Origin of the sequence: Mucilaginibacter ginsenosidivorax (genome assembly GCF_007971525.1) — a bacterium.
Taxonomy (GTDB): domain Bacteria; phylum Bacteroidota; class Bacteroidia; order Sphingobacteriales; family Sphingobacteriaceae; genus Mucilaginibacter; species Mucilaginibacter ginsenosidivorax.
The window spans coordinates 4656088-4682624 of record NZ_CP042437.1 but is presented as its reverse complement, the minus strand read 5'-3'; the positions used below and the strand labels follow the sequence as shown (position 1 = coordinate 4682624).

The window sequence follows — 26537 nt, the reverse complement described above, 5'->3', positions numbered from 1 at the left end:
GGATAAGTTATTTTTTCACTCGCTCAACTTAACCCTGATGATCCTTCGTTTTTTTCCACCATTTTTCTATCACCGATAGTATCTCATCCACTTTTATAGGTTTACTCAGGTAATCGTCCATGCCGGCAGCAAGGCATGCCCCACGGTCTTCGGGCATTGCATTGGCCGTCATCGCCACAATAACAGGCTGATGTGCATTTTCCAGCCTGATTAGTTTGGTGGCCTCCAGCCCATCCATTTCGGGCATCTGAACGTCCATAAAAATCAGCCCATAGTTTTTGTGGGCAAGCGACTCCAAAACTGCCAGTCCATTTGGTGCCACATCAGGCGCATAACCCATTTTTGTAAGTATGCGTACGGCCAGTTTTTGATTAATCAGGTTATCTTCTGCTATCAGGATATCTATCGGGTATTGTCTGGCAAACGCTACAGTGAACAGATTTCCACGCACATGTGGTTCGTGGGCTACATCAACCTTTTTTAACTGGTTAATAATAGCGTTATAAAGCACATGATACTTAACAGGCTTAGCTACCACAGCGTTAAAAAGGCCCGGTTCTTTTTTGTACTGCTCGTGACTTGCAGGCCCAAGCAAAATTACACGCATCGCGGGATACCCGGCCCGTATACGCCTTGTCATCTGGAAGCCATCCATTTCGGGCATATTAAAATCAGCCAATACCAGGTCAGTTTTATCATTCACAGCCAATATTTCCAGGGCTTCGCTCGCCGATGCTACCGCCGTTGCATCAAATTCCCATTGTGCAAGTTGCGCCTGCAATACCCCGCGGCCTGCTTCATTATCATCAACAATCAATATATGTTTTTCTTGCAAGCCGGTGTGGCTTTCCAAATGTTCGGCAATGCTACTTTCATTTCCTTTTGCCGATTTAATATGGAAACAAAAGGTGGTGCCTTTGCCAAATTCGCTTTCAACTTTAATATCGCCGCCCATCAGTTCAATCAGCCGTTTGCTGATGGTAAGGCCAAGGCCGCTCCCACCGTATTTGCGCGTTGTACCCGAGTCGACCTGCGAAAAAGCCTGAAAAAGCTTGTCCAGTTTTTCGGCCGGAATCCCTATCCCGGTATCGCGCACGCTAAACGATAAAGCAAAATCCTGGTTGTAACCGGGTATCATACTCACATTAATAACAATCTCGCCCCGTACGGTAAACTTAACGGCATTGCTCACCAGGTTAAGCAGCACCTGCCTCAGGCGCAGCTCATCGCCAAAAACAACAGCCGGAACATCGGGTGCAATCTGGTAAAGCAGCTCCAGGTTGGGTTTAAAGGCACCGCCTGCAAACACATCCAGGGTACCCTCAATGCAGTTCCGCAGATCGAAATCGTTTTCATCAAGCTCCATTTTTCCCGATTCTATTTTCGAAAAATCAAGGATATCGTTAATCACGGATAACAGCGCATCGCCGCAATTTTTAATGGTTTCGGTATACTCTTCCTGCTCGGGGGTAAGCTGTGTGCCCGATAAAAGCATGGCCATGCCCACTACGCCGTTCATCGGCGTGCGTATTTCGTGGCTCATGGTAGCCATAAAAAGGCTTTTGGCCGCGTTGGCCCGCTCGGCCTCCATGCGTGCTTTATGCTCATCAATTGTCATTTTGGCCAGCAGCTCGGTACGTTCCTGTACCTGCCGCTCCAACACCAGCTGCCGTAGTTTGATAGACCTGACGCGGTACCTGAAAAGCCCGTATATAGCCGATGCTAAAACGATAACTGCCAGCAACTTAAACCACCATGTTAACCAAAATGGTGGTACAATGGTAATTTTAAGGGCAGTTGTCACCGGCGACCATTGCCCGGCACTATTCTGGTACTTTATTTTAAAGTAGTATTCGCCGGCGGGCAGGTTGGTGTAAGAGGCAGTATTCCTGCTCCCTACTTCACTCCACTGGCTATCATAATTCTGCAGGATAAAGGCGTATTTTTTCCTGTCGGCAGAGGCAAAGTCGAGGGCGGCATATTCCATCGAGATATCCGATTGCCTGTAGGATAGGGTAATGCTCCTGGTATCGGCTATGTCCTGCTTCAGCGCGTTTGCATCATCCGCACGTAATACGGTGCTTATCGGTTTGTTAAAAATAAGAAACGAAGTGATAACCACCGGCGAAAATGGTGCCGGCCCGACTATCCGCGCCGGGTAAAAAGCGTTAAAGCCATTAATACCCCCAAAAAAAATCTCTCCATCGCTTGTCTTTAACGCCGAGTGCGGTTTAAAATCATCTCCCTGTAAACCATCTTCGGTAGTGTAATTTTTAAACATCCGCGTAACCGGGTTGTACATAGATATGCCATTATTGGTACTGGCCCAAAAATTGCCGGCACCATCCTCTTTTATCGCATAAATAATATCGCTGGCCAGGCCATCTTTTTTAGTGAAAACTGTAAAATGCTTAGTAACCGGGTCAAATAAGTTGAGGCCGCTAATGGTACAAAGCCATAATTTACCTTTGCTATCTAAAAAAATATCCGTAACCGTATTACTACTCAGGCTATTGCGCCCATCCTGGTGCCTAAAATGGGTAAAAACACCCGTTTTACTATCTAACATATCAAGCCCATTATCATTTGTGCCAATCCACAAGTTGCCATTGCGGTCTTCGCACAAATCGTAAATCCGGTTGCTGCTGATGCTTTGCGGGTTATGCGCATCATACCTGAAATGTTTAAACTTGCCGGTTTTATGATCATAAAAGTCCAACCCGTCATTAAATGTTCCCAGCCAGGTGTTTTGATCTTTGGTATGCAGTATGGAATAAATGTTGTTTCCACCTGGCCCATCCGGCTTAGCGGGGTTTACTTTATAATTTTTGAATATGCCAGTTTTAGGATTAAATATGCTGAACCCATCGCCCCAGGTGCCAATCCATAGGTTTCCATCGGGGTGTTGAGTGGTAGTTAACACATAATTGCCGGCAATGCCGTTTTTGCCGGCGGGTGGTTGTTTATAATGCCTGAATGACCCGGTTGACCGGTTAAACAGGTTGAGCCCGCCGCCATCGGTACCTACCCAGATATTTTTATCCCGATCCTCGAACAAGTCAAGCACAAAATTGCTCGAGAGGCTTTTTGGTGAAGAATTGTGCTGGTAAAGTGCGAAGCTGGAAGTTGCCTTTTTATAAAGGTTTATTCCACCGCCAAAAGCACCCAACCACATATTGCCGGTTTTATCTTTATAGATGGCATTAATGGTGATACCTTTGATACTGTTATTGTCAATATCATCATGTTGGTAGTTAAAAAGATTACCTGAAGCATCCAGCAAACTGAGCCCGCCATGCTCGGCCCCAATCCAAATATTGCCATTATCATCCTGGCCCAGGCTATTGACTGTGTTTACCGAGGTGGTATTACCCAGGCTATCTTTATTTTTTACGTGCCTGAAGGTATGTTTTGCAGGGTTAAATACAAAAACCCCTTCGGATATGGTGCCCAGGTAAAGGTTGCCGGCCCTATCTTCATAGATGCAGAAGATATGATCACCTGACGCGCCTGCATCAGTATCCGCATATTTAAACCTCGAAAAGTTATTACCTGCCGGCCGGTAAAGGTTTAATCCGCCGGCCGTTCCCACCCACAGGTTTTGGTGCGAGTCGGTAAAAACGGTGTATACGGTATTATTGCTCAAGCTATTGCTATCCACGCCGGAATGTGTGTAATGCCTGAATTTGTTTGAGCGTACATCAAGGTAATCAAGCCCCCCGTTTTGGGTAGCTATCCACAAATTGCCCGCGCTATCAAAGCTTAGCCGGTTCACCACATCTACAGCCAAACTTGCGGGGTCGCGGTCGTTATGCAGGTACCTGATAAAGCGGCCGGAAGCCCTGTCAAACTTATTCAATCCACCTTTGGTGGCTATCCAAATATTTCCGGATTTATCTTCTGCCAGGTCGCTGATAACGTTGTTGCTTAACGAACTGACGTTAGCCAGATCGAACCTGTAGTTGATGAATTTATACCCATCGTACCGGTTAAGGCCATTGCCTGTGCCAATCCACATAAACCCGCGGCTATCCTGAATAATACTGCTTACATCAATCTGCGATAGCCCATCCCTGGTCCCGATGTGCTCAAACTTGAGGCTTTGGTTCTGCGAAAAACAAGCCAGCGGCATGCCCGCAAATAAAAAAACACTAATCCATAAATGAATGATCTGGCTGGCTTTAAACACGAATTGTATAATTAGGTCTGTGCGCTGTGGTTTATGGCAGCGCTATAAGTAGTTTACGTATTTTAACTGCACAAGTTTCGTTTCTATAGCGCCGGACGCGTTTTTTTAAAAACAGGGCGAAATTTTGGCACTTTTATTTTAAAATGCTAATAAATTCTTTATTCTGCATTATTCGCCCTGGATGAAAATCTTAACTTAATTGTTTTGTCCTCCGCTTTCTCCACTTAACAATTTCATACCAGGCAACAGATATAAATCCACTACCAAAAGCAAATGCTAATTGAAATAAACTCAATGATGCAAATCCAAAGAAAACGGATAAAGGTTTTACATAAAGCAATAAACCTGTAACTATTATGGTAATACCAATTATGAGCAATACCAAATTATTTTTATACTTTAAAGTTGTAAAAACTGAATAGTAAAAAGAGCGGTTTACCAGCGTGAGCAATACATTGGCTGCTATAAGGCAGGTAAAAACCATGGTGCGGGTTTGCGGCTCATTTAACCCGACTTTTACTGCCCACTGGTAGGTAGCTAAAGTTCCGGCGGTTATCATTAGTCCCTGCACAACGCTGGTGGCCAACTCCTTCCAGTTAAAAAAAGTAGTAGTAAATGGCCGGGGCTTTTGCAGCATGGTGTTTTTTTCCATGGGTTCGTTTTCATAGATGATTGAACAGGTAGGGCCCATAATCAACTCCAAAAAAATAATATGCACCGGCGAAAATATGTTGGGATATATCCAGTCGAGCGCAAGCGGGATAAACACCGTTAGTATGATGGGTATGTGGATGGAGATGATATACTGTATCGCCTTTTTAAGGTTGGTGTAAATCCTGCGGCCCATGGCTACCGCATCTGTCATTTTTGATAAATCATCTTCCAGCAATATGAGCGACGCGGCCTGCCTGGCAATTTCAGTTCCCTTTTTACCCATGGCTATTCCAATGTGCGCGGCTTTAAGTGCAGGGCCGTCATTTACGCCATCGCCGGTCATGGCAACTATCTCCTGCTGTGATTTTAAGGCGTTAATTATCCTGAGTTTTGTATCCGGGTACATGCGGGTAAAAATGTTTAGCTTTTGAACACTATGCCCAAGCTGATTGCTATCCAGTTCCATCAGCTCGTCGCCACTGATGCATTTATCGGCACCTTTAAAATCAATTTGCCGGGCAATGGCTGCGGTGGTAGCGGCATTATCTCCTGTTACAATCTTTACCGTTATACCTGCTTTATAAAACGTTTCAAGTACCGCTTTTATATTTTTTTTAGGAGGATCATAAAAAGCCACCAAACCTTTAAACCCAAATTCAAACTCCTGTTGCGTAGCGGGAAAATTGTTCCCGGCAAAGTGGGCCTCTGCCACAGCCAGAATACGATAACCTTCAGATGCAAGCGCATTAATAGTAGTTTGTAACTGCTGTATTTGGATTTCATCCAGGTCGGCTACTTTCATTATCGCCTCGGGCGCGCCTTTGGCTGCTATAATCCGTTCATTATTCTCGTTTTCAAACAAGTGGGTCATCATGGGCGGCTTACCACCCAGCGGATATTCATGAACCATTTTATATCGGGGCCGCTCATCGGTTACAGCCGTTTTTGCATAAGCCTCATGTAAGGCAATTTCCATAGGGTCAAAAGGAATAGGTTCGCTGGCCCACATTGCCACCCTGATAAGTTTCCGTTCAGGTTCATCGTATGTGCCACCAGCATCAGTAATCTTGCCCGATTCGAGCGCAAAAACCTTAGCCAGGCTCATTTTATTTTCGGTAATGGTACCTGTTTTATCGGTACATATCACAGATGCGCTGCCCAGGGTTTCAACCGTTTTCATTTGCTTTACTACGATGCCCATTTTCATCAGCCGCCAGGCGCCCAAGGCCATAAACGAGGTGAAGGCAACAGGTATCTCCTCGGGCAAAATACTCATAGCCAGCGTAAGCGCTTTGATCAGGCTATCGGTAAGGTTGCGGGAATGTGTATAGTTAATAGCCCATACTATAATAAAAACAATGGCGCCGGCAACCACCATTTTTTTTACAAAATTGTTAATCTGCAGTTCAAGCGGGGTCTTTTCTTCGGTAATTGCTTCCAGGCTTTTGCCTATGGCGCCCAGCCGGGTTTTATTGCCAATAGCAGTTACCCTGGCTATCGCCAGGCCGCCGGCTACCGTAGTACCCCGCAGAATTGTATTATCGGTTGTTGATTTATCCTTGTAAACAGGCAGCGATTCGCCGGTAAGGATGCTTTCATTTACCGAAAAATCATTTGATTGGATAATTACGCCATCGGCCGATACAGACGTACCTTCTTCAACAATCAAACAATCGCCAATAACCAGGTCGCCGCTTTTTATTTCCACTATAACACCGTCTCTTATCACTTTACAGGTTGGCTGCGAGTAATCTTTAAGTTTATCAAGGGCATTCCTGCTCCGCGAATCCTGGTATAGCGAAATCCCCGATACCAAAATAACGGCCGATGCCAGGAAAAAGCCGTCGCCATTTTTCCCGCTGATAAAATAAATAGCCGCAGTAACCAATAGTAAAATAACCATTGGCTCTTTTACAATACTTTTCAGGGCGTCAATAAAACCGTTTTCTTTTTTATAGGTAAGGCTGTTGGCGCCATAACGCTGCCTGGCCTCTGTAACCTCTTTACTGCTTAGTCCTTTTATATCCAGGTTATTTAATGTCATTTGGGGCTTTTGAATCGGCAATTAGTCAAACAAAGCACATTATTGAATGTCCGCAGGAATAACCATTAGTGGGATATGATGACGGCCAAGCGCCTTTTCGGTGGTAGATTTTTTAAAAATACTTGAAAGCAAGCCATGCTCATAATGAACCAGCGCCAGCATATCCGATCCGTTCTCTTTACAAAGGTGGTTCAGCCTGTCAATTACATCTTTCCCGCGTATCTGTTTATAAACGACGCCCGAATCCTCAAGCTTTTTGATATGCCTTAGCAAAGCTTTTTCCTTATCAGGATCCTCATACTTTTCAAACACCGATATATGTACAATTTCCAGCTCAAAACCCAGCTGCTTACTCAGATTGGCCAGGTAGGTAATGGCAAAACTATCAAAAGGTTCAAATGCGGTTGCCAAAGTGATCTTCTTCAGCTTTTCCAAAGTAACCTTTGGAGGAATAATTATAACAGGGCATGTTGCATGGTCAACCACATCCATGGTATCGCTACCAAAAAAAAGATGGTTAACCGGGCTGTTTAAACTGCCCCCCATTACGATAAACGATACTTTTTTTTCGTTGATAACTGCCGCAAGGTTATTTCCCAGTGAGCCTTCGCCACTTTGCGTGTGGATTTGTGGCTTAAATTCTTCATTAACCTGTCCATTGTGTAAATGGCCTAATTGCCTGGCCAGCTTATGAAGGGCGGAGATACTATCTTCCTTCCGAAAAACAAGCTGATCAAGAGCTAAAGGGCCACCTGCATAAACGGGTATTACCGGATGGTCATAGTAGGAATTAAAAATAATTATATCGCTGTGCAATTTCGCGGCAAGCAGCGGGGCTGCTTTGGCTGCGTGGTTTGCATTTTCAGAGAAATCGGTAAGTACGAGGATGGTATTCATATCGCCTGAATTATTCGGTAAAAATAACCACTAATAAAAGGTCAACTGGTAACGCAGGTCATTAACAAACCTGATTTTCATCACTTTATCAACGCGGTGAAAAGACCTGGGATGAGATTTATTGGGAGGATGCTTTTTTTTTGCGCAAAGGCAAAATCACAAAAAATAGCCAAATCGCTTAGTTTCTTAGCGGGTTGCGGGTTGTAAATCCGGGAACTCTGAAGGGGAAATAGTGTACATCGCATGTCGGCGAGTCGACTCACCCCGACGAGGCTGCGCCCGTCTGCCCCTCTCTTCGACTGCGTCGCATAGAGGGGCGAAAAGAAAAAACAAAATGAGCTTCACCCTCTTTGCGGCGCAGCCGAAGAGAGGGTCGGCCAGCGCAGCGTAGCCGGGGTGAGTCGTGACCAGCGTTCAAAGCCAATATTTGTGTGAACCAACATCTCAGGCAGATTCTATTGCGGGAGACGCATGTGATGCGTCTCTACAAAAACATTGCTACCTCTGAGGTGTGACCTATTTTGCTTTATACCCGCCAATCGCTAACTTGCCCTTATGATTAAACCGTTATTAATAACATTGTTTGCGCTATCTGCCGGGATGGCAAACGCCCAAAGTTCAAGTACAATTGATAATTATTACCCACTTCTGCGAAATACATTTATTGAAGCCAATGCTTATAAAACGGTAGCATTTGTTGAAAAACGCTGGAGGATACCCGGTAATTCGGGCTTTAACGAAAGCATTTTCGAAGTTGAAAAAACACTGCAGCAGGCCGGATATAAAAAAGAGGTAAAAGGCGAGGCCGATGGTCCGCTAACCTACCGAATTGAAACCCGCGAAATGCACCGCCCCACCTGGGAACCGGTTAACGCTATTGTAACCATAGAAGGCGACGCAAAGCCACTGCTTACATTTGCTACCAACCGCAATATGCTGGCTATCTATTCGGCAAGTACGCCGCCGGGAGGTGTTAACGCAGAGGTGCTTTTTGTTGATGAAGCCGGCCTGAAAAACCTTGACGGCAAAGATTTAAAAGGCAAAATTGTTTTTGCGGAAACTAATGTGGGCAGATTTTATGCGTCGGCTGTTAAAAACGGTGCGCTTGGCGCAATGGGTTATAGCATGCCGGCCTACACACAGCCCGAAAAAAATGTAAATTCTATCCAGTTTGGCGGCATCAGGTACCAGGATTCCTTGAGTCAGAAATTTGGGATCCTCCTTTCGTATGCTGCTAAAGAAAGGCTTAAAGCTGCTTTACAAAAAGGACCCGTTAAAGTTCACGTTGAGGTGGAATCAAAAATATATCCATCAAAGGAGCTTACCATAGTGGCTAATGCCCGCGGTACAGCCAAACCCGACGAACGTTTTGTATTTAGCGCGCACGTACAGGAGCCGGGCGCCAATGACAACGCTACCGGGGTAGGCACACTTGCCGAAATGGCAAGGGTGACCGCAACAGTCATCAACCAGAAAAAATTCAGTCCTAAACGCACCATCACGTTTTTGTGGGGCGATGAAATTGTATCAACCGGCAGGTATATTACTGAAGATACCCTGAGGGCCAAAGGCATTAAATGGGGATTAAGCCTGGATATGGTGGGCGAAGATGTAAGCAAAACAGGCGGCAGTTTCCTGATTGAAAAAATGCCCGACCCATCGGCTATCTGGACCCGCGGTAAGGATAAACATACGGAATGGGGTGGCCGGGCTTTGCAGGAATCGGACTTGTTTCCGCATTATTTTAATGATTTAACACTTAACCGCTGTATGCAGCAGGGCCGCGATAATGGCTGGGTAGTAAAAAGCAACCCTTTTGAAGGCGGTAGCGATCACACTCCATTTTTGCAGTCCAAAATTCCCGGTTTATTGATGTGGCATTTTACCGATGTATTTTACCACACCGATGCCGACAGGTTAAATATGGTTTCGGCACAGGAAATGAAAAATGTTGGCGTAAGCGCGTTAGCGACAGCCTATACACTAACCGCGGCAGATGAGCCTACTACATTTACATTAATTGACGAGCTGCAAAAAAACGCGACCGACAGGCTAAAAGATGAATATGCATTAAGCGCGCAGTCCATTAAAGACGGATTGCCGGCCGATGCCGAAAGACATAAAATTGATGTATGGGCAAAATGGTATACCGATGCTTTGGGCAAAATGACAGATATTAACGTTGATGGCAGCACCGCGCCAATAAATACCAGGATAGCACACGCAAAGCAGGCAGTGATGGATTTAAATTTAAAAATTGATGCCGATCTTAAATAACAAGTAACATTTTGCCGTTTCAACAATTCAGCTAACTTTGAATAAAAATACTATGCACGCATAATGATTGCACAGGCTATATTTATCATCATTTTAGGGGCCGCCATTTACCTGTTTGCCAAAAACGCGGGTAAAATAAGGCGCAATATATTATTGGGTAAGGATGTTGACCGCAGCGATGAGTCGGCTACGCGATGGAAAATTATGGCCAAAGTAGCGCTTGGCCAAACCAAAATGGTTAAGCGCCCGGTAGCCGCCATAATGCATTTTGTTATCTATGTAGGCTTTGTTATCATTAACCTGGAAGTGCTGGAGATTATGATTGACGGCATTTTTGGTTCGCACCGTATTTTTTCGGCCCCGCTGGGTGGCTTGTATAACCTGCTGATAGGCGGTTTTGAGGTACTGGCGGTTTTGGTACTTGTGGCCTGTATTGTTTTCCTGAGCCGGCGTAACATTGTGCACTTGAAGCGCTTCTCGGGCACGGAGATGACCAAATGGCCAAAATCAGATGCTAACTATATCCTTTGTATAGAAATATTGCTGATGACCGCGTTTTTAACCATGAACGCGGCCGATTATAAACTACAGCTATTGCATTTTGAACATTATATAAAAGCCGGCAGTTTCCCGGTAAGCTCGCTTATAGCACCGATATTGCCCGATAGCACAGCTTCATTGGCAATGCTGGAAAGAGGCTGCTGGTGGTTTCATATTATAGGTATCCTTGCGTTTTTAAATTACCTGCCTTACTCCAAGCATTTTCATATCCTGCTGGCTTTTCCCAATGTGTATTATTCAAACCTGAACCCTAAAGGAAAGTTTACCAATATGGCATCGGTTACCAACGAGGTTAAGGCTATGCTCGATCCGTCCTTCGTTCCGGAAAATACAGGCGAGCCTGCAAGGTTCGGCGTAAAAGATGTAACCGACCTTACCTGGAAAAACCTGATGGAGGCCTATACCTGCACCGAATGTGGCAGGTGTACATCGGTGTGCCCGGCAAATATTACCGGCAAACTATTATCGCCACGTAAAATTATGATGGATACCCGCGACAGGCTTACCGAAGTGGGTAACAACCTGGATAAACATGGCAAGGATCATAACGATGGTAAATCGTTGCTGGATAATTACATCACCCGCGAAGAGCTTTGGGCCTGTACCACCTGCAATGCCTGTGCCGAGGCCTGCCCGGTAAATATCAATCCGCTGGAAATAATTGTCGAGATGCGCCGCTATGTAATGATGGAAGAATCACAAGCCCCGGCAAGCCTGAACAATATGTTTAGCAATGTAGAAAATAACGGGGCCCCCTGGAAGTACAGCCAGGCCGATAGGCTAAACTGGGCAAACAACGATTAATTACAGGCTTTAGTAAATACAAATATGCTGCAGGATATCGCAATCATCGAACTGAAATATAATACATTTATTGAACGGGCAGCCGCAGCCAGATCGGTATGGGGGTTGAAAAGTAAAACAGGATGGGCCAATTCGCACTCAAATGACGATGAGGAAGTTAGCGTAATTCCATTTTGGTCGGACAGAGCCCTTGCCAAAGCTTGTGCACGTGATGACTGGAAAGGCTACCTGCCGGTTGAAATTCTGATAGCCGAATTTTTAGAAAGCTGGTGTGTGGAAATGGACGAAAACGACGTGCTGGCCGGTATTAACTGGGACGCCAAAATGTTTGGAAAAGAAAGCCCTGCCTTAAATGTAGCACTTGATATCCTTAACCAGTTAAGTACTAACAACACAGCAATTGTATTTAAAAACTACAGCGGCGTAGATGACTTTATTGCCAATATAAACGAGTTGCCCGACGACTTATAATCCGGATTTATGACAAACTTCAAAATACCCACCATGGCCCAAATGGCCGCCGACGGCATTGAACCCGAAATATTGTTCTGGGTTGGCTGCGCAGGTAGTTTTGACGAGCGGGCGCAAAAAATAACCCGCGATATATGTAAAATACTGCATCATGTAGGCATCAGTTATGCCGTTTTGGGTACAGAAGAAAGCTGTACCGGCGACCCTGCCAAACGGGCCGGTAACGAATTTTTGTTCCAGATGCAGGCCATGACCAATATTGAGGTGCTTAATGGCTATAATATTAAAAAAATAGTAACCGGCTGCCCGCACTGTTTTAACACCATCAGGAATGAATATCCGGGTTTGGGTGGTAATTATGATGTAATACACCATAGCCAGCTGATACAACAATTAATTGATGAAGGTAAGCTGAAAGCCGAGGGAGGCGAAAGCTTTAAAGGTAAAAAGATCACTTTTCATGACCCCTGTTACTTAGGCCGGGCAAATAACGTTTATGAAGCTCCGCGGGCCGCGCTGGAGATACTGGACGCCGAACTGGTTGAAATGAAACGCTGTAAAAGTAATGGCTTATGCTGTGGCGCAGGCGGTGCGCAAATGTTTAAAGAACCCGAAAAAGGCACAAAAGATATCAACCTTGAACGCATGCAGGATGTAATTGAAGCCAAAGCAAATATTGTAGCTGCCGGCTGCCCCTTTTGTATGACCATGCTTACCGATGGTGTTAAGCTACAGGATAAACAGGATGAGATCCAAGTGTTGGATATTGCCGAGATAACGGTAAGGGCAAATGGGCTATAAATAACCTGAATGTTCGAAACATTACAAAGGAGCGGGGGATTGTGCGATTCCTTCCTTGGGGAAGGAGGAGGTAGGGGTTTAACCCGGCAGACAAGCCGCTTTGCAACTCATCGCTCGTATAAACCCCTCCCCGCCTTTACGCTCATTTCCAACCGCACCCCTCCCAAGGGAGGGAATTAAAAAAACTTTCGGACACTCAAAGCTTATAAGCTCTTCGCTTTAAAATAATTTAGCGCTATTTTCAAACTGTCCAGCCTTACCGGGCTCATGTGTTTTACGGGCAGTTCAATAGCGGTAGCCATCGAGTCAAGGTCGCCTTTTGGGTCTTCGTAAGTTTGTACTATAATGTCGTCGGTTAGGGTACTTAGCTTAAGGGTTCCGGTAGTATCGCTGCCCATGTATTCCACGTTGTTGAGGCGGTGTAAATTAAACGAAAAATACTCTTGTCTGTCGTGTTGATAAGTTTTCCTTAAACGCAAAAAACAATCGTTTGTAAGTATTAATTCCCACTTTTTCAGCGTAATATCCGGCGGTGGATTAAATGACTCTGTAAGGCATTTATTGCTCCAGGCAAGCCATTCCTGGTCGCCCATACCCCGATTAAAACCGTAAATAAAGCAACTGGAGGCCAAAAACGCTATAATTGCCGCTGCTTTTTTTATTAACGACGAGATTGATGTTTTCATGACAACAAAATGTTACCCTAAGTTAATAAATTGATATTTTTGCAAATGGAATTTTCTCAACACTCAAGAGTTTGGATCTACCAGGCCGACAAAAAATTAACCGACGAAGTGGTGCAACAAATCCAGCAGGAACTGGATAAATTCACCACCGGATGGACGGCCCACAATAACCAGTTAAAGGCTAAAGGCGAAGTGCGTTACAACCGTTTTTTGATACTGATTGTTGACGAAAGCCAGGCAGGCGCCAGCGGCTGCTCTATTGATAAATCGGTACACTTCATGCAGAACATCGGGCAGCATTTCAACATCAACCTGTTTGATAGGTTTAACCTGGCCTACCGCGATGGTGAAGAAATTTTATCCCTCCCTCGCCATGCTTTTGAGAACATGCTGAAACAGGGCAAAATAAATACCGAAACCATTGTATACAACAATATGGTACAAAACCTTACCGAACTGGAAACCAAATGGGAAGTGCCGTTTAAAAACAGCTGGCATATTCAGTTGTTCAGGGATTTGGTTAATGGTTGATAATTGCTACCTCACCCTTGAGTTTGTTTTATACTGAAAACGGTATTAATTAACCCTATCCAACCTTACCGGCTTTTCACCTGGAAAGTTAAATACTAAATATTTTTTGCCGCCTTCTGTTTTAAAGTTGATGTCGGCTTTTTCATCTTCGTACATAAAAAAAGAATCTTTGGCGTAAGGTGCAAATTCCTGGGGCAACTGGTCGTTTTGTTTAAAGTATAGTTTACCTCCTGACAAATACACTTTAAACGTATCTTTTTCGTCGCCGGCTACCTTGTAATTGCCGCTGTACGGTTCAAGCTCTTTTGCAGTTAGTATGATTGCTTTATGTTTTTGGCAATATGCAAACGCTATGGCATTTTGCATTACCTGTGCCAGGGCAGCACCATGATTTGCACCCGGAGTAATTGCAAAATCAATATCCAGGTTTTTACAGTTTTGTTTTTTCATGTAAGCGGTAAACTGCTCAATGTTCTTCGCATTTTCCTGCTCGTATGATCCCACGCCTAAAAACACCCGGCAATTAAGATCAGTATGGTTTGCAAAATATTTTTGCGCAGATGGTAGCAGCTCCCTGCCGGTATTACCGGGTGCACCTATAAATACCATATTAAACAAACCAGGATGGTTAAACAATACCATGGTGGTAAACATGCCCCCGAATGAGTAGCCATATAAAGCCTTATTATCATTAACCCTGTATTTGCCTTGTATAAAAGGTATTACTTCCTGTTCAATAAACGATATGAATTTTGGTCCGCCGGTTTCGGGGTTAAGGTCGCGGTTACGTTTGTTGGGGCGGCTACCATAGCCTATGCCAACAATCAGGGCTTCGGTAGTTTTATAATCCTGCCTCAGCATGTTAAAGCAGTTCATGGCAACCGTCATGTTCCAGTCGCCATCAGTCATGTATAATACCGGATATTTAATTTTTGTGGTATCATATCCCGGCGGAAAATGTACATAAATGGTATAGTCTTCGCCAATGGTTTTTGAGCTGTAATCCCATGAAACCATATCTTTATCAGTAAAGGGGCTGGGCGAGGCGGTTTTTACCTGGCAGTAACCGGTACTCACTGCAAAAGCCAGCATGAAGATTCCTGTAAATAACTTGAATGCTCTTATAGTCATAACCTTACATGATTTTGTGTGACGAAATTACCTGCTTTAGCTAAGATGCAAAATATCCCTTAAACGTTGCAGGTCGGTTGCGATTTAACAATTTGTTACTAAATTTATTTTATGGAACAATACGATAGCCGGGTTGATGCTTTTATTGAAAAAGCCGCCGATTTTGCCAAACCAATATTGGAATACATCAGGGAAATTGTACATGAAACATCCCCTTTATTGGTGGAGACCGTAAAATGGGGCTTCCCTTTTTTTGATTACAAGGGCCCGGTATGCCAGATGGCTGCTTTTAAAGAGCACTGTTCATTCGGTTTCTGGAAGGCAACGTTATTGATTGATCCTCATAGTGCATTAAGCATCGGCGATGGATCTGCCGGCAGCTTTGGCAGGATAACTAAAATAGAAGACTTGCCATCTAAAGAGATTCTACAGGATTTTATACGGCAGGCAATAGCCTTGAACGAAAGTGGCAAGAAAACACCTGAGGCTGTAAAAAAGGCGTCGGCTCCAAAAACCGAATTGGTTATCCCTGAATATTTCACGGAGTTTTTGAAAACTTACCCTAACGCGAGTTTTAACTTCGATAAATCCAGCTACTCGCATAAAAAGGAATATGTGGAATGGATAGTTGATGCCAAAAGCGATGCTACCCGCCAGAAACGAATGGAAACCGCTGCTGAGTGGATTGCCGAGGGCAAATCAAGACATTGGAAGTATAAATAACAGCGAAGCCCCCTAACCCCCTGAAGGGGGAACGAAAGTTTATAAAGGGGCATATTAACTGCAACTGTTGTTCCCCCTTCTGGAGGTTAGGGGGCTTCGCCTAAAAATCCAATGGCCCCAGCCTTTTCATGTTTTTCATGATCAAATACTGCCTGTGCTTTAAATACCGGGTAGGGTTTGTTGCCGACCATTTAAGCGGACTTGGGAATATTACCGCTATAGCGGCGGCCTCGTGTTTTGTAAGGTCCGAGGCATGTTTATGAAAATAGGCCTGCGATGCAGCTTCGATACCGTAAATGCCGTCACCCATCTCAATTTCGTTCAGGTACATTTCCATAATGCGTTTCTTGCTCCAGAAAACTTCAATCAATACGGTGAAATATGCCTCGATCCCTTTACGCAGCAACGAACGGCCTTCCCACAGGAAAACATTTTTTGCCACCTGCTGCGATATGGTGCTGCCACCTATCAGTCTTTTACTGTGCGCATTTTTTTCGATAGCTTTTTCTATCGCTTTGAAATCGAAGCCATGGTGCTCTAAAAAGCTTTGGTCTTCGGCAGCTACGGCGGCGCGTTTCATGTTGTCAGATATCTCATCAAAACTCACCCATTGCTTATCTATCTTCCAATCTACACCACGGGCTTTTTGCTGAAAACCGCGCTCAATCATCAGCCAGGTAAAGGGCGGCCGCACAAAGCGAAACAGCAACACGCCAAATAAACTAAGGCCGAAAAAAAGGATAAATCCCAGCTTAAAAATTCGGAAAACAAGCTTAAAGATACCATTGAACCTGCTTTTTGGCACCGAACTTTTTTTACCCGGCTTTGAGTTGGATAATTTTGATGAGTTGTAATTGCGTTGCACTATTGTAATAAGTTTCTATAAAATGAAAAAGGTGCTTTGCTATGCAAAACACCTTTTAAAATTCTAAAATTTAAGTCAAAATCCGAAATCAAAAGTTCGAATCCCGAAATATAAATTACTCAGCTACTACCGAGAAAGGAACTTGTACCTTAACTTCTTTGTGCAGGTTAATGTTTGCGATGTAATCACCAACAAACTTAGGCTCCTGATCAAAAGTGATACGGCGACGGTCAACATCAAAACCTTCTTTTTTCAATGCATCAGCAACCTGGATGGTATTGATAGCACCGAAGATTTTTCCGGTTTCGCCTGCTTTGGCACCAATGTTAAGTTTAACGCTTTCTAAACGGGCAGCAATCGCATCGGCATCCTTGCGGATTTTTTCTTGTTTAAACTGAGCTTGTTTCAAGTTTTCAGCTAAAACTTTGCGTGCGCTTGGCGTAGCTAATATGGCGAAGCCTTTAGGTAAAAGGTAGTTACGGCCATAACCTGGTTTAACGTTTACTACATCGTCTTTATCACCCAGGTTTTTTACATCTTGTTTTAAAATAACTTCCATTTCTTAAATCTCCTATTATTTTAATGAATCTGTAACGTAAGGTAATAAACCAATATGGCGGGCACGTTTAACAGCCTGGGCCACTTTACGCTGGAATTTTAATGAAGTACCTGTTAAACGGCGTGGTAATACTTTACCCTGATCGTTAATGAACTTCAATAAAAAGTTAGCGTCTTTGTAATCGATATACTTAATACCATTCTTTTTAAAACGGCAGTATTTTTTACGGTTATCCTCCACTTTTGGAGCGGTAACGTATTTAATTTGTTCGTTTGCCATTATTTTGAAGCCTCCTCTGTTGCTTTAGGTTTCTTGTTAAAGGCACCGCTGCGTTTTTTGTCGTTATACGCAACAGCATGCTTATCTAAAGCAATGGTCAGGAAACGCAAAACACGCTCATCGCGCCTTAATTCAACCTCCAATTTGTTAATTAATTCACCCGGAGCCTTAAATTCAGTTAAGTGATAGTACCCTGTAGTCTTTTTTTGAATAGGGTACGCTAATTTTCTCAAACCCCAATTATCCTCCTGGACAATTTCGGCTCCGCCATCAGTTAAGATTTTGCTGAACTTGGCGTTAGCCTCGGCAGCAACTTCTACTGATAACAACGGGGTTAGAACGATCACGATTTCGTACTGTTGCATTATTATACTTTGATTTTTAATTAATTACCCGCTATTACGGGGCTGCAAATGTAGTGATAATATTTTTACCATTCAAATATTTTCAGCTTGAAAATTAGCATATTTACCATCTAAAAATAAATCGTCAATTTATATTTGCGACAAATAAAAAACATGAAAAAATACCTAATCGTTTTCACTGCTATTCTTACATTAATTATTACTACCGCCAAATCCCAGACGGTTACCCCCGGGCCGGTAGAAAGAAGACTTGCTGACAGTATTTGCAGCAGCCTTTCAAAACTCGACCTCTCAAAAATCACTACCAAGAGTGAGGCCGTTAAAGCTTATACAAGTTGCGTAATGGCGCATGCTGATATGCTGCCGGATTTGGCAGCTGAAAAGAAAGTGGACATGACCGATCAGGCGGCTATGCGCCTTGTTGGTATTGAATTAGGAAAGGACCTGATGAAGCAAAACTGCAAGTACTTTTTACAGCTATCTACGGCAATGGCAAAAAACGAGGACAGCGAGGAGACCGCCACCAGTTCAACACTCGGCACATTTAAAAGGATTGATTTGAAAGGGTTTAATTATATCGTGATAAAAGATGATCAGGATACCGAAAAATCTTTTTTATGGTTTGGCAATTTCCCGGGCTCAGAAAAATTCATAAAAACACCTGCTTTACTTTTAAATAAAAAACTCAAAATAACCTGGGCCCCGAAAGAAGTTTATATGCCCGAAGCAAAGGGGTATTATACTATTAAAGAGATTTTAAGGATCGACTTTCTCTAATCCTTTATTTGGCAACAAACATACCTCTCTTACTTCTTGTTACATATCATTATAAAACATAATCTAAATATGGCCATATCTTTAATGCGTTCGGCAAACATTGAACCGGAAAGTTTTTTAGTTGAAAATAACACCAATGTATTGTCTTTTGGCGGCGGGGATGACGATGAGATTGAAGGCGACTGGGACGACGAGGACGATGAAGATTTTGACGACCAACTGGATGCCGAAAGCGACCTGCATGATATGCAAACAGGCAATGATGCTGACGCACCTGACCCGGACGATGATGACCACCTGCCGGATGACGATTTGCAATAAGCACTTTACTTACGATCAGAAGTCCGTATCAAAGATATCCGCAAACATATCCTCCATCATATTTTGCATAACAACATCTTTTGCCATCATCAATTGCTCCTTAAACCACCCTTTGGGCCTCTTTTTTGAGCTTGCGAGTGTTGATTTGAGTATTTCTATCTGTTTTTGGATATGCCTGCGGCTTGCTGCGAATTTTTGCGGACTAAACTTACCGTTTTTGTCAATGAAATCTGCAATGGCTGTACCGCTGGTAAAATGGGTTTCGTGTATGGAAGCATTTAGCTCTTCCAGTTGTTTACCTAATAATTTAACATAGCGTTTAAGCATATCATCGGCAACAGAAGTGGCATCGGTTTCATTATCATCAATATAGGTTATTTGCAATTTTAACAGTGTAAGAAAGTCATTTTCCTGGTAGGCGTGGGTCACCTGTTTTATGATTTCTGTTTTATGGTTTCTCGCTTCCTCGTCTGTTTCCAGGTCGGGATGAAACTTTTTAACAAGCCGCATATAAATACTTCTGGCATCCTTTGCAATCCGGTCGGTTTCATTTGCCTCTTTTTTGTTTGCTGCTGTTTTGGGGCTGTCGCCTAAGTTTTCGGCATCCGTAAAGTCCTTCGGGTTATTATTTATGTGTTCAATAATTTTTTCTTTGTATGCTTCAAGAAATTCTTCCTGCCCCTTTTCTAACAGTTCTTTAATGTCTATCTCAACACCTAACATCGCACCCATTGATTTTGCCACCTCCATCAAATCTTCATCATTTTCCAGGTCATTCATTGAAACCTGGGCGTATTTTTGAAATAAAGCTGATAAAACGGTATCCTGATGACCGAAAGTATTCAGCAATTGTTCAAGTTCGTTGGTCATGTATGACTGAAGATATTCTTTATTGAGTTTTCCCACACCAAATTCAGTCGCAAGCTCGTCTAACCGGATTAAAAAATCGCGCAAAAGCAGTTGTAGCTCATGATCCATTGGTGCCAGTTCGGCTTCAATTTTCGCGTAAGCTTTTTGCAGTCCTTCCTGAAGATTAAGTTTAAATTGTTTTTTCTTCTCTATATCAGCCAGCAGTTTTTCGTATTTTATGTAGGTTTTTGAACGTTTTACCTGTTCCTGATTTTTAGAAGTTTTAACAAGTTTCATATATGAATGGGCAGCCGTAGTTATAAGTTTTTTGTTAATTGTTGGTTACTGCAAAAAGTTCATCCAGATTTAATACAAAACCAGGCAATACAGGTGTTGTTACTTCATCGCCGGTAGTAAGTAACCGCGATGCCTGGTAGCTGTTTCCAACAAGGCTATATCTAAGAAATGTTTTTTCGGATGGATGGATAATCCAGTATTCAAGTACGCCATTTTCCTCGTAAACTTCATATTTGTTTTGTAATTCCTTTTTATTGTTACCGGGCGATAAAATTTCGACTACAATATCGGGAGCTCCTAAACAGCCCCGGTCATCTACTTTATTAATATCGCATATTACACAAATGTCGGGTTGTACTACGGTATTGACTTCTTTGTCGTTACTGGTCTTCCGTGATAATCTTACGTCGAAGGGTGCTGTAAAAACCTCACACCTTTTGCCAATCAGGTAGATGCCCAATTTGAGGCTTATTCTTTGAGATAAACGTTGATGAATTGATCCCGGGGCTGGGCTCATTTTGAAGATTTTCCCTTTAATAAGTTCAATACGCTCATCAAACGCCCACTTTAAATAGTCGGCATAAGTATAAGTTTTAGTGACATCCAAATCTGATAATTGCATTGTTGTTTAACTTTAAGTCAAAAATACAGATTTTATCTATTTGTTCGGCGTTAAACGTTTCGCCAAAATTTTACCAACATCAGCTTTAAACAAACCTAATTTCTCATTAACTTAGCGGCTGTGGATAATTTCATTGTTTCGGCCCGTAAGTATCGCCCGGCTACTTTTGAAACCGTTGTTGGTCAGCAGCACATAACCAATACACTCAAAAACGCCATTAAAAACAACCAGCTGGCACAGGCATTTTTGTTTTGTGGTCCGCGTGGTGTGGGCAAAACTACGTGTGCACGTATCCTGGCTAAAACCATTAACTGCACCAATTTGCAGCCTAATGGCGAAGCTTGTGGCGAATGCCCAAGCTGCAAAGCCTTTGAAAACGGCAACTCCTTTAACGTACATGAACTGGATGCCGCATCCAATAACTCGGTTGATGATATCCGCAGCCTTATTGAGCAGGTACGCATACCGCCACAAGCTGCGCGCTACAAGGTTTATATTATTGATGAGGTGCACATGCTATCGCAGGCGGCTTTTAACGCTTTCCTGAAAACATTGGAAGAGCCTCCTCATTATGCCATATTTATATTGGCTACTACCGAGAAACACAAAATACTCCCCACCATATTATCCCGCTGCCAGATTTTTGATTTTAATCGCATTAAGGTTGATGATATGGCCGGCCACCTGGCTTCTATTGCCGGCAAAGAAAACATTAGTTTCGAACCCGATGGCCTGCATATTATAGCCCAAAAAGCCGATGGCGGGTTACGCGACGCGCTGTCGATGTTTGACCAGATAGTGAGTTTCTCGGGCGGTAAGGTTACCTATCGCTCGGTTATTGACAACCTGAATATACTTGATTACGATTATTATTTTAATATAACAGAAAGCCTGCTTAAAGAAGACACTGCCAAAGTACTGTTGTTTTTTGACGAGATATTGTCGCGTGGTTTTGATGGAGCGCATTTTATTGCCGGCTTAAGCGAACACTTCCGTAACCTGCTGGTAAGTAAAGATCAAACCACTTTAAAGTTGCTGGAAGTAAGCGAGGGCATCAAAAATAAATACTTACAGCAATCGCAGGCAGGCTCGGTATCGTTCCTGTTATCGGCCATGAATATTGCTAATCAATGCGATATTAGCTATAAGCTAAGTAAAAATCAACGGCTGCAGGTTGAACTGGCATTGCTCAAAATGTGCCATCTGCCTTCGGCCTTTAATATGGCTACCACGCCACTTAACGCAACGCCCATCGCAGATGGGGGATTAAAAAAAAAACCTGATACCGCAGCAATAACCCCTCCGCCGGTTGTTAATTTAGCCAATGACGCGCCGGTTTTAAGCGCGGCGCAAGCTATCAACAAAACAGTTCCCGCAACTAATGGACAGCCCGCCCCGGCAAATCAAGCTGTACAGGTAAAAGAAGCTGCTGCCGAAAAGCCTAAAATTATTATGCCGCTTAGGAGTACGTTAACTCCATCGTTAACAGATACCGCTAAAACAGAAGAGGAAATACTTGAAGAAGAAGATCCCTATATAAAAGGCGACTCACGGGATGATTTTACCATGGATAGCTTTTTAAAATACTGGAGTGATTTTGCCGCTAAAGTTAAAGCCGATGGTAAAAAAAACCTGGTTACCATTTTTACGTCAAACGCGCCACGGATGATAAGGCCATACGAATTTGAAATTTTGGTGGGCAATAAAGTGCAGGAAAATTTATTCAGAGAAGAGCGGCCAGAGATGCATAATTTTTTGCGAACCAAGCTAAACAACTTTACTATCGAGGTAAATGCCCGCGTGGATGAACAGGAAGTTGTTCGTAAGCCCTACACCTCAATAGAAAAATTTCAGTACATGGCATCCCGCAACCCCGAACTGATGGATTTGCGCAATCGCTTTAATCTTGATTTTGATTAATCAAGTTGTGAGTTTTAAGTAATGAGTTTTGAGTTGTTTTTTAACTTACCACTTAAAATTCATTACTCAAAACTTAAATATTCTTAGGATACCCTTCTTCATCCAGGTCATCTCTGTCATCTTCTGGTGTATGGCAAAGCGCGGCGTCAGCGGCATCCACCTCAACAATGTCGCCATCGTCAATATGCATCCCCAGGTCGTCAACATCTGTTTCAATAGATCTTTTACTGGCGTATTCACCGTCTGCCGCATCATAAGGGTTAGCTTCATCATACGTGGAGTTCATGTCCTCGCCATTTTTTACTGATGTTTTATACGGATCCGGATGGTCATAATCCGGATCATCGCTTTTTACATCGTATTCAAAGCTGTCCTCCTCTTCGTTATAACTCAAATCTTCCTTATCAGTAACTTCGCCAAGTTCATCTTTTAGCGTAAGGTCATTGTCGCTGGCATTATCGGTTAATGCATCATCTTCTTCATCGCCGGGGTTGATATTTTGAATGTTCATAGATTTTGTAATTTGTAATTAAAGGTACAGTAAAAACCTTGCCAAAAAAAACATCGTGTATAATATCAGGCACCGCAGGAATGCAAAAAACAGACACTCACTGTAGTATTAGTAATGAATTTGTTTACGATATGATGTAACACCGCCAATGGCAAATTTTACACCAATGGTAAATTGCGCATAAGCATCGTTGTTACCCGCCGAGGTATAGCCATCAAGGTTATCGCTGAATGCAAAATTGTATTGGAATCCCAAGTCAATTTTAACACTTGGTTGGCTGTACTGATTGTATAACTTAAATTCATACCCAATTCTTGCCGGTACAAAAGGTGCCTGAGCGTTATTGTCGCCTGCCGGGGTATATTGAAGGCCGCGTTTATCGTCGGTTTTGGACACTATATGGTTTGATATATAGCCAATTCCTGTGGAAACGTACCAGTTTTTCATCACGTTCATGAACGGGCTTGATGAATAATCCAAAAACTCGCCGGCCTGTAACTGGCCCCTGAATGAAAACGCGGTGAAGTGGTTTTCAAACATTCTGCCCGACGATGATGCCAACGTGCCGCCTTCTAAACGGCCAACCTGTAACTCAAATACATAATTAACAAAGGGACTTTGGTTGTAATTGAAATTAAAGTGGACAGATGGGGTAACCGTAAATGTATTTACATCGGCCATAGCAACAATGTTAACACCTACTGCCGTGCCAACATCATATTGAGCGTAATCATATCCTACCTGTGCTTTAGTAAAAAAAGAAATTGTACAAAGGCTAATTATCAGGATGGTTTTAGTGATGAATTTTATCATAATACAAGTAACAGGGCTTTGGTTTGGCAGCCCGTTGGTGTAGTAACGTTTAATTTTATAAAAATAGCATCAAAGTTTATAAAAACAATAAACTGTTGCAATAAATCGTCATTAAACAGCCATCAATTATTTTCATGTGTTATTTAGTTAGTTTGATAAACTCAAATTAATATATTTGAAGCCATTAAAATAAAGAAACAACGTCAGATATGTCAAAAATTAAAGTAGAAAATCCGGTAGTTGAGCTGGATGGCGATGAAATGACCCGGATCATCTGGAAATTCATCAAAGACAAATTGATAATCCCTTATCTTGACCTGGATATCAAGTACTATGATTTGGGTATTGAGTACCGCGATGAAACCAACGATCAGGTAACTGTTGATGCCGCAAATGCTATTTTAAAATATGGTGTAGGTATTAAATGTGCAACCATCACTCCTGATGAAGCACGTGTTGAAGAATTTGGTTTAAAACAAATGTGGCGTTCGCCAAATGGCACTATCCGTAATATTTTGGATGGTACTGTTTTCCGCGAGCCTATTGTAATGGCAAATGTACCACGCCTGGTGCCAAACTGGACAGCCCCTATTTGTATTGGCCGCCACGCTTTTGGCGATCAGTACCGCGCTACTGATTTTGTTACCAAAGGAAAAGGTAAATTAACCATCACTTTCACTCCCGAAGATGGCGGTGCCGAGCAATCATTTGAAGTATTTAACTTTAAAGGCGATGGCGTAGCATTGGCAATGTATAATACTGATGAATCTATCAAAGGATTTGCACACGCTTGTTTTAACCAGGCTTTAATGAAAGGCTGGCCTTTGTACTTATCAACCAAAAACACCATCCTTAAAAAATATGATGGCCGTTTTAAAGATATTTTCGAAGAGATATACCAAAACGATTACAAAACAAAATTTGCCGAAGCGGGCATTACTTACGAGCACCGTTTAATTGACGATATGGTTGCATCGGCCTTAAAATGGAATGGCAACTTTGTTTGGGCTTGTAAAAACTACGATGGCGACGTACAGTCAGATACCGTAGCACAAGGTTTTGGTTCATTAGGTTTAATGACATCAACGCTGGTTACGCCAGATGGTACCGTAATGGAAGCCGAAGCTGCGCATGGTACAGTAACCCGCCACTACCGCGAGCACCAGGCCGGTAAACCAACATCAACCAATCCTATCGCTTCTATTTTTGCCTGGACAAGAGGTTTGGAGTTCCGTGGTATATTAGATAAAAATCAGGAGCTGATAGATTTCTGTAAAGCTTTGGAAGAAGTTTGTATTGAAACTGTTGAAAGTGGTAAAATGACCAAAGATTTAGCCATCACTATTAAACCAAAAGTTGAGCACGGTACAGATTATTTATACACCGAAGAGTTTTTAGCAGCAATTGACGAAAACTTGAAAGCTAAATTGGGTAAATAAGCTAAATAATGCTTAGTATTTAAAGCCTGTTCTTAAAAAGGACGGGCTTTTTTGTGTGCTTTTTTATTATGAAAACAATCAGCTGCTTTAATTTATTGGAATTAAAAGTTATTTAGGCCTTTTTACATTTAACTTTTAACTTAGCGCTTCAAAAAACATCAATTACTATGTCGGCACTTTATCCATTAAAATTTAAAACCATATATAAAGATAAGATCTGGGGCGGTCAAAAAATCAGCACCTATCTGCATAAAGATTTTGGCGATTTGCCAAATTGTGGCGAAACCTGGGAACTATCTGGCGTAAAATCCGATGTATCTGTAGTGAACGGCGGCGCACTTGACGGCGAATCATTAGCAGATTTGCTTGAGCAATACAAAGATGAGCTTGTTGGTAAAAAAGTTTACGACCATTTTGGTAATATTTTCCCGTTACTGATCAAGTTTATTGATGCTAATGATGATCTTTCTGTTCAAGTGCACCCTGACGACGAACTGGCAAAAAAACGTCATAACTCATTCGGCAAAACCGAAATGTGGTACGTAATTGAAGCCGATCCGGGTTCCACGCTGATAGCTGGCTTTAACCAGGAAATGACCGAGCAAAAATATGTTGATGCGCTTAACAGCGGCCATATCATGGATATCCTGAACAAAGAGGATGTTACCGCAGGCGATGTTTTCTTTTTACCGGCTGGCCGTGTGCATACAATTGGCAAAGGATTGTTAATTGCCGAAATCCAGCAAACATCTGATATTACCTACCGTATTTATGATTTTGACCGGGTAGATGATAAAGGAAACAAGCGTGAGCTACATACCCAGGAAGCCCTTGCTGCAATTGACTACAAACACTACCCGGAGTATAAAACCATATATCAACCTCAAAAAGACGAAACGGTTCATTTGGTAACCTGCCCGTACTTTACCACCAACATACTTGATTTTAACAAAAGCACCGCAAAAGATTACTCGGCGCTTGATTCATTTGTAGTACATGTTTGCGTTGAAGGAGCTTATAACGTAACCTATAATGGTGAAACTTACCCTGTAAAAATGGGCGAGTGCATCCTGCTGCCAAAAAGTATTGATAAAATTGAGTTGGAAACCAACAGTGGCTTTAAAATATTGGAAAGTTATATCGAGTAACGA

24 protein-coding genes are annotated in these 26537 nt (G+C 42.8%); 11 read left to right on the top strand and 13 right to left on the bottom strand.

Annotated features, from left to right (window positions below; all coding sequences use genetic code 11):
• Positions 1-28 precede the first annotated feature (28 nt).
• The 3 genes from FSB76_RS19575 to FSB76_RS19565 all read right to left on the bottom strand — a co-directional run bounded on the left by FSB76_RS19575 (position 29) and on the right by FSB76_RS19565 (position 7784).
• Entirely contained in the window at positions 29-4189 is a 4161-nt protein-coding gene (locus tag FSB76_RS19575) for a hybrid sensor histidine kinase/response regulator (RefSeq protein ID WP_147056299.1), read from the bottom strand.
• A gap of 190 nt (positions 4190-4379) precedes the next feature.
• Positions 4380-6887 (bottom strand): cation-translocating P-type ATPase, encoded by a 2508-nt coding sequence (locus FSB76_RS19570; RefSeq protein ID WP_147056297.1) that lies wholly within the window; start codon positions 6885-6887, stop codon positions 4380-4382.
• Between the two features lie 39 nt (positions 6888-6926).
• On the bottom strand, positions 6927-7784 hold the full coding sequence (locus tag FSB76_RS19565; RefSeq protein ID WP_147056295.1) for a universal stress protein: 858 nt from the start codon (positions 7782-7784) through the stop codon (positions 6927-6929).
• 555 nt (positions 7785-8339) lie between these two features.
• Between FSB76_RS19565 and FSB76_RS19560 the strand changes: the two genes are divergently transcribed.
• The 4 genes from FSB76_RS19560 to FSB76_RS19545 all read left to right on the top strand — a co-directional run bounded on the left by FSB76_RS19560 (position 8340) and on the right by FSB76_RS19545 (position 12698).
• The gene (locus FSB76_RS19560; protein WP_147056293.1) at positions 8340-10061 is read left to right on the top strand and encodes a M28 family peptidase; all 1722 of its coding nucleotides are present in this window, start codon (positions 8340-8342) and stop codon (positions 10059-10061) included.
• 63 nt (positions 10062-10124) lie between these two features.
• Positions 10125-11426: a (Fe-S)-binding protein gene (locus tag FSB76_RS19555; RefSeq protein WP_147056291.1), complete on the top strand. Its 1302-nt coding sequence runs from the start codon at positions 10125-10127 to the stop codon at positions 11424-11426.
• A 24-nt stretch (positions 11427-11450) separates the two neighbouring features.
• A complete protein-coding gene (locus FSB76_RS19550; protein ID WP_147056257.1) occupies positions 11451-11897 on the top strand; it encodes a DUF2750 domain-containing protein in 447 nt (148 codons plus the stop codon).
• Between the two features lie 9 nt (positions 11898-11906).
• Positions 11907-12698: a (Fe-S)-binding protein gene (locus FSB76_RS19545; RefSeq protein WP_147056255.1), complete on the top strand. Its 792-nt coding sequence runs from the start codon at positions 11907-11909 to the stop codon at positions 12696-12698.
• Between the two features lie 203 nt (positions 12699-12901).
• Here the strand turns inward: FSB76_RS19545 and FSB76_RS19540 are convergent, their stop codons facing one another.
• A complete protein-coding gene (locus FSB76_RS19540; protein WP_147056253.1) occupies positions 12902-13384 on the bottom strand; it encodes a hypothetical protein in 483 nt (160 codons plus the stop codon).
• 45 nt (positions 13385-13429) lie between these two features.
• On the opposite strand from FSB76_RS19540, the gene FSB76_RS19535 reads away from it, so the two are divergent.
• Positions 13430-13915 (top strand): ABC transporter ATPase, encoded by a 486-nt coding sequence (locus FSB76_RS19535; RefSeq protein ID WP_147056251.1) that lies wholly within the window; start codon positions 13430-13432, stop codon positions 13913-13915.
• Positions 13916-13960: 45 nt separating this feature from the next.
• On the opposite strand, the gene FSB76_RS19530 is transcribed toward FSB76_RS19535, so the two are convergent.
• The gene (locus FSB76_RS19530; protein ID WP_147056249.1) at positions 13961-15046 is read right to left on the bottom strand and encodes an alpha/beta hydrolase-fold protein; all 1086 of its coding nucleotides are present in this window, start codon (positions 15044-15046) and stop codon (positions 13961-13963) included.
• Positions 15047-15157: 111 nt separating this feature from the next.
• Here FSB76_RS19530 and FSB76_RS19525 point away from each other — a divergent pair, with 111 nt between their 5' ends.
• Positions 15158-15769 carry a YdeI/OmpD-associated family protein gene (locus tag FSB76_RS19525; protein WP_147056247.1) on the top strand — a complete coding sequence of 204 codons (612 nt, stop codon included), beginning with the start codon at positions 15158-15160 and terminating at the stop codon, positions 15767-15769.
• A 100-nt stretch (positions 15770-15869) separates the two neighbouring features.
• Here the strand turns inward: FSB76_RS19525 and mtgA are convergent, their stop codons facing one another.
• The 4 genes from mtgA to rpsF form a co-directional block, all read right to left on the bottom strand.
• On the bottom strand, positions 15870-16634 hold the full coding sequence (mtgA, locus tag FSB76_RS19520) for a monofunctional biosynthetic peptidoglycan transglycosylase (RefSeq protein WP_394349418.1): 765 nt from the start codon (positions 16632-16634) through the stop codon (positions 15870-15872).
• A 115-nt stretch (positions 16635-16749) separates the two neighbouring features.
• Complete coding sequence (gene rplI / locus FSB76_RS19515) at positions 16750-17193, bottom strand: 50S ribosomal protein L9 (RefSeq protein WP_147056245.1); 444 nt, start codon at positions 17191-17193, stop codon at positions 16750-16752.
• 15 nt (positions 17194-17208) lie between these two features.
• A complete protein-coding gene (gene rpsR / locus FSB76_RS19510; protein WP_022833472.1) occupies positions 17209-17472 on the bottom strand; it encodes a 30S ribosomal protein S18 in 264 nt (87 codons plus the stop codon).
• Positions 17472-17837 (bottom strand): 30S ribosomal protein S6, encoded by a 366-nt coding sequence (rpsF, locus tag FSB76_RS19505; protein WP_090652333.1) that lies wholly within the window; start codon positions 17835-17837, stop codon positions 17472-17474. The genes rpsR and rpsF overlap by 1 nt, the downstream gene beginning before the upstream one ends.
• A 153-nt stretch (positions 17838-17990) precedes the next feature.
• Between rpsF and FSB76_RS19500 the strand changes: the two genes are divergently transcribed.
• Together FSB76_RS19500 and FSB76_RS19495 are read left to right on the top strand one after the other, a co-directional pair.
• The gene (locus tag FSB76_RS19500; protein WP_147056243.1) at positions 17991-18614 is read left to right on the top strand and encodes a hypothetical protein; all 624 of its coding nucleotides are present in this window, start codon (positions 17991-17993) and stop codon (positions 18612-18614) included.
• A gap of 69 nt (positions 18615-18683) precedes the next feature.
• Positions 18684-18935 (top strand): hypothetical protein, encoded by a 252-nt coding sequence (locus tag FSB76_RS19495; protein WP_147056241.1) that lies wholly within the window; start codon positions 18684-18686, stop codon positions 18933-18935.
• A gap of 15 nt (positions 18936-18950) precedes the next feature.
• On the opposite strand, the gene FSB76_RS19490 is transcribed toward FSB76_RS19495, so the two are convergent.
• On the bottom strand, positions 18951-20081 hold the full coding sequence (locus FSB76_RS19490) for a hypothetical protein (protein ID WP_147056239.1): 1131 nt from the start codon (positions 20079-20081) through the stop codon (positions 18951-18953).
• Positions 20082-20115: 34 nt separating this feature from the next.
• A complete protein-coding gene (locus tag FSB76_RS19485; protein ID WP_147056237.1) occupies positions 20116-20703 on the bottom strand; it encodes a Uma2 family endonuclease in 588 nt (195 codons plus the stop codon).
• 120 nt (positions 20704-20823) lie between these two features.
• Between FSB76_RS19485 and FSB76_RS19480 the strand changes: the two genes are divergently transcribed.
• Entirely contained in the window at positions 20824-22623 is a 1800-nt protein-coding gene (locus FSB76_RS19480) for a DNA polymerase III subunit gamma/tau (RefSeq protein WP_147056235.1), read from the top strand.
• Positions 22624-22696: 73 nt separating this feature from the next.
• Here the strand turns inward: FSB76_RS19480 and FSB76_RS19475 are convergent, their stop codons facing one another.
• On the bottom strand, positions 22697-23134 hold the full coding sequence (locus FSB76_RS19475; protein WP_147056233.1) for a hypothetical protein: 438 nt from the start codon (positions 23132-23134) through the stop codon (positions 22697-22699).
• A 108-nt stretch (positions 23135-23242) separates the two neighbouring features.
• The gene (locus tag FSB76_RS19470) at positions 23243-23947 is read right to left on the bottom strand and encodes a hypothetical protein (protein ID WP_147056231.1); all 705 of its coding nucleotides are present in this window, start codon (positions 23945-23947) and stop codon (positions 23243-23245) included.
• A gap of 209 nt (positions 23948-24156) precedes the next feature.
• Between FSB76_RS19470 and FSB76_RS19465 the strand changes: the two genes are divergently transcribed.
• Positions 24157-25386 (top strand): NADP-dependent isocitrate dehydrogenase, encoded by a 1230-nt coding sequence (locus FSB76_RS19465; RefSeq protein ID WP_147056229.1) that lies wholly within the window; start codon positions 24157-24159, stop codon positions 25384-25386.
• Between the two features lie 167 nt (positions 25387-25553).
• Positions 25554-26534, top strand: a complete 981-nt coding sequence (locus FSB76_RS19460; protein WP_147056227.1) for a type I phosphomannose isomerase catalytic subunit — start codon at positions 25554-25556, stop codon at positions 26532-26534.
• The last annotated feature ends 3 nt before the right edge of the window (positions 26535-26537 follow it).

Excerpts from the sequence above, each read along its gene's own strand:
- FSB76_RS19570 (WP_147056297.1), bottom strand. The coding sequence starts at position 6,887 with ATGACATTAAATAACCTGGATATAAAAGGACTAAGCAGTAAAGAGGTT.
- FSB76_RS19565 (WP_147056295.1), bottom strand. The coding sequence starts at position 7,784 with ATGAATACCATCCTCGTACTTACCGATTTCTCTGAAAATGCAAACCAC.
- FSB76_RS19560 (WP_147056293.1), top strand. The coding sequence starts at position 8,340 with ATGATTAAACCGTTATTAATAACATTGTTTGCGCTATCTGCCGGGATG.
- FSB76_RS19555 (WP_147056291.1), top strand. The coding sequence starts at position 10,125 with ATGATTGCACAGGCTATATTTATCATCATTTTAGGGGCCGCCATTTAC.
- FSB76_RS19550 (WP_147056257.1), top strand. The coding sequence starts at position 11,451 with ATGCTGCAGGATATCGCAATCATCGAACTGAAATATAATACATTTATT.
- FSB76_RS19545 (WP_147056255.1), top strand. The coding sequence starts at position 11,907 with ATGACAAACTTCAAAATACCCACCATGGCCCAAATGGCCGCCGACGGC.
- FSB76_RS19540 (WP_147056253.1), bottom strand. The coding sequence starts at position 13,384 with ATGAAAACATCAATCTCGTCGTTAATAAAAAAAGCAGCGGCAATTATA.
- FSB76_RS19535 (WP_147056251.1), top strand. The coding sequence starts at position 13,430 with ATGGAATTTTCTCAACACTCAAGAGTTTGGATCTACCAGGCCGACAAA.
- FSB76_RS19530 (WP_147056249.1), bottom strand. The coding sequence starts at position 15,046 with ATGACTATAAGAGCATTCAAGTTATTTACAGGAATCTTCATGCTGGCT.
- FSB76_RS19525 (WP_147056247.1), top strand. The coding sequence starts at position 15,158 with ATGGAACAATACGATAGCCGGGTTGATGCTTTTATTGAAAAAGCCGCC.
- rplI (WP_147056245.1), bottom strand. The coding sequence starts at position 17,193 with ATGGAAGTTATTTTAAAACAAGATGTAAAAAACCTGGGTGATAAAGAC.
- rpsR (WP_022833472.1), bottom strand. The coding sequence starts at position 17,472 with ATGGCAAACGAACAAATTAAATACGTTACCGCTCCAAAAGTGGAGGAT.
- rpsF (WP_090652333.1), bottom strand. The coding sequence starts at position 17,837 with ATGCAACAGTACGAAATCGTGATCGTTCTAACCCCGTTGTTATCAGTA.
- FSB76_RS19500 (WP_147056243.1), top strand. The coding sequence starts at position 17,991 with ATGAAAAAATACCTAATCGTTTTCACTGCTATTCTTACATTAATTATT.
- FSB76_RS19495 (WP_147056241.1), top strand. The coding sequence starts at position 18,684 with ATGGCCATATCTTTAATGCGTTCGGCAAACATTGAACCGGAAAGTTTT.
- FSB76_RS19490 (WP_147056239.1), bottom strand. The coding sequence starts at position 20,081 with ATGAAACTTGTTAAAACTTCTAAAAATCAGGAACAGGTAAAACGTTCA.
- FSB76_RS19485 (WP_147056237.1), bottom strand. The coding sequence starts at position 20,703 with ATGCAATTATCAGATTTGGATGTCACTAAAACTTATACTTATGCCGAC.
- FSB76_RS19475 (WP_147056233.1), bottom strand. The coding sequence starts at position 23,134 with ATGAACATTCAAAATATCAACCCCGGCGATGAAGAAGATGATGCATTA.
- FSB76_RS19470 (WP_147056231.1), bottom strand. The coding sequence starts at position 23,947 with ATGATAAAATTCATCACTAAAACCATCCTGATAATTAGCCTTTGTACA.
- FSB76_RS19465 (WP_147056229.1), top strand. The coding sequence starts at position 24,157 with ATGTCAAAAATTAAAGTAGAAAATCCGGTAGTTGAGCTGGATGGCGAT.
- FSB76_RS19460 (WP_147056227.1), top strand. The coding sequence starts at position 25,554 with ATGTCGGCACTTTATCCATTAAAATTTAAAACCATATATAAAGATAAG.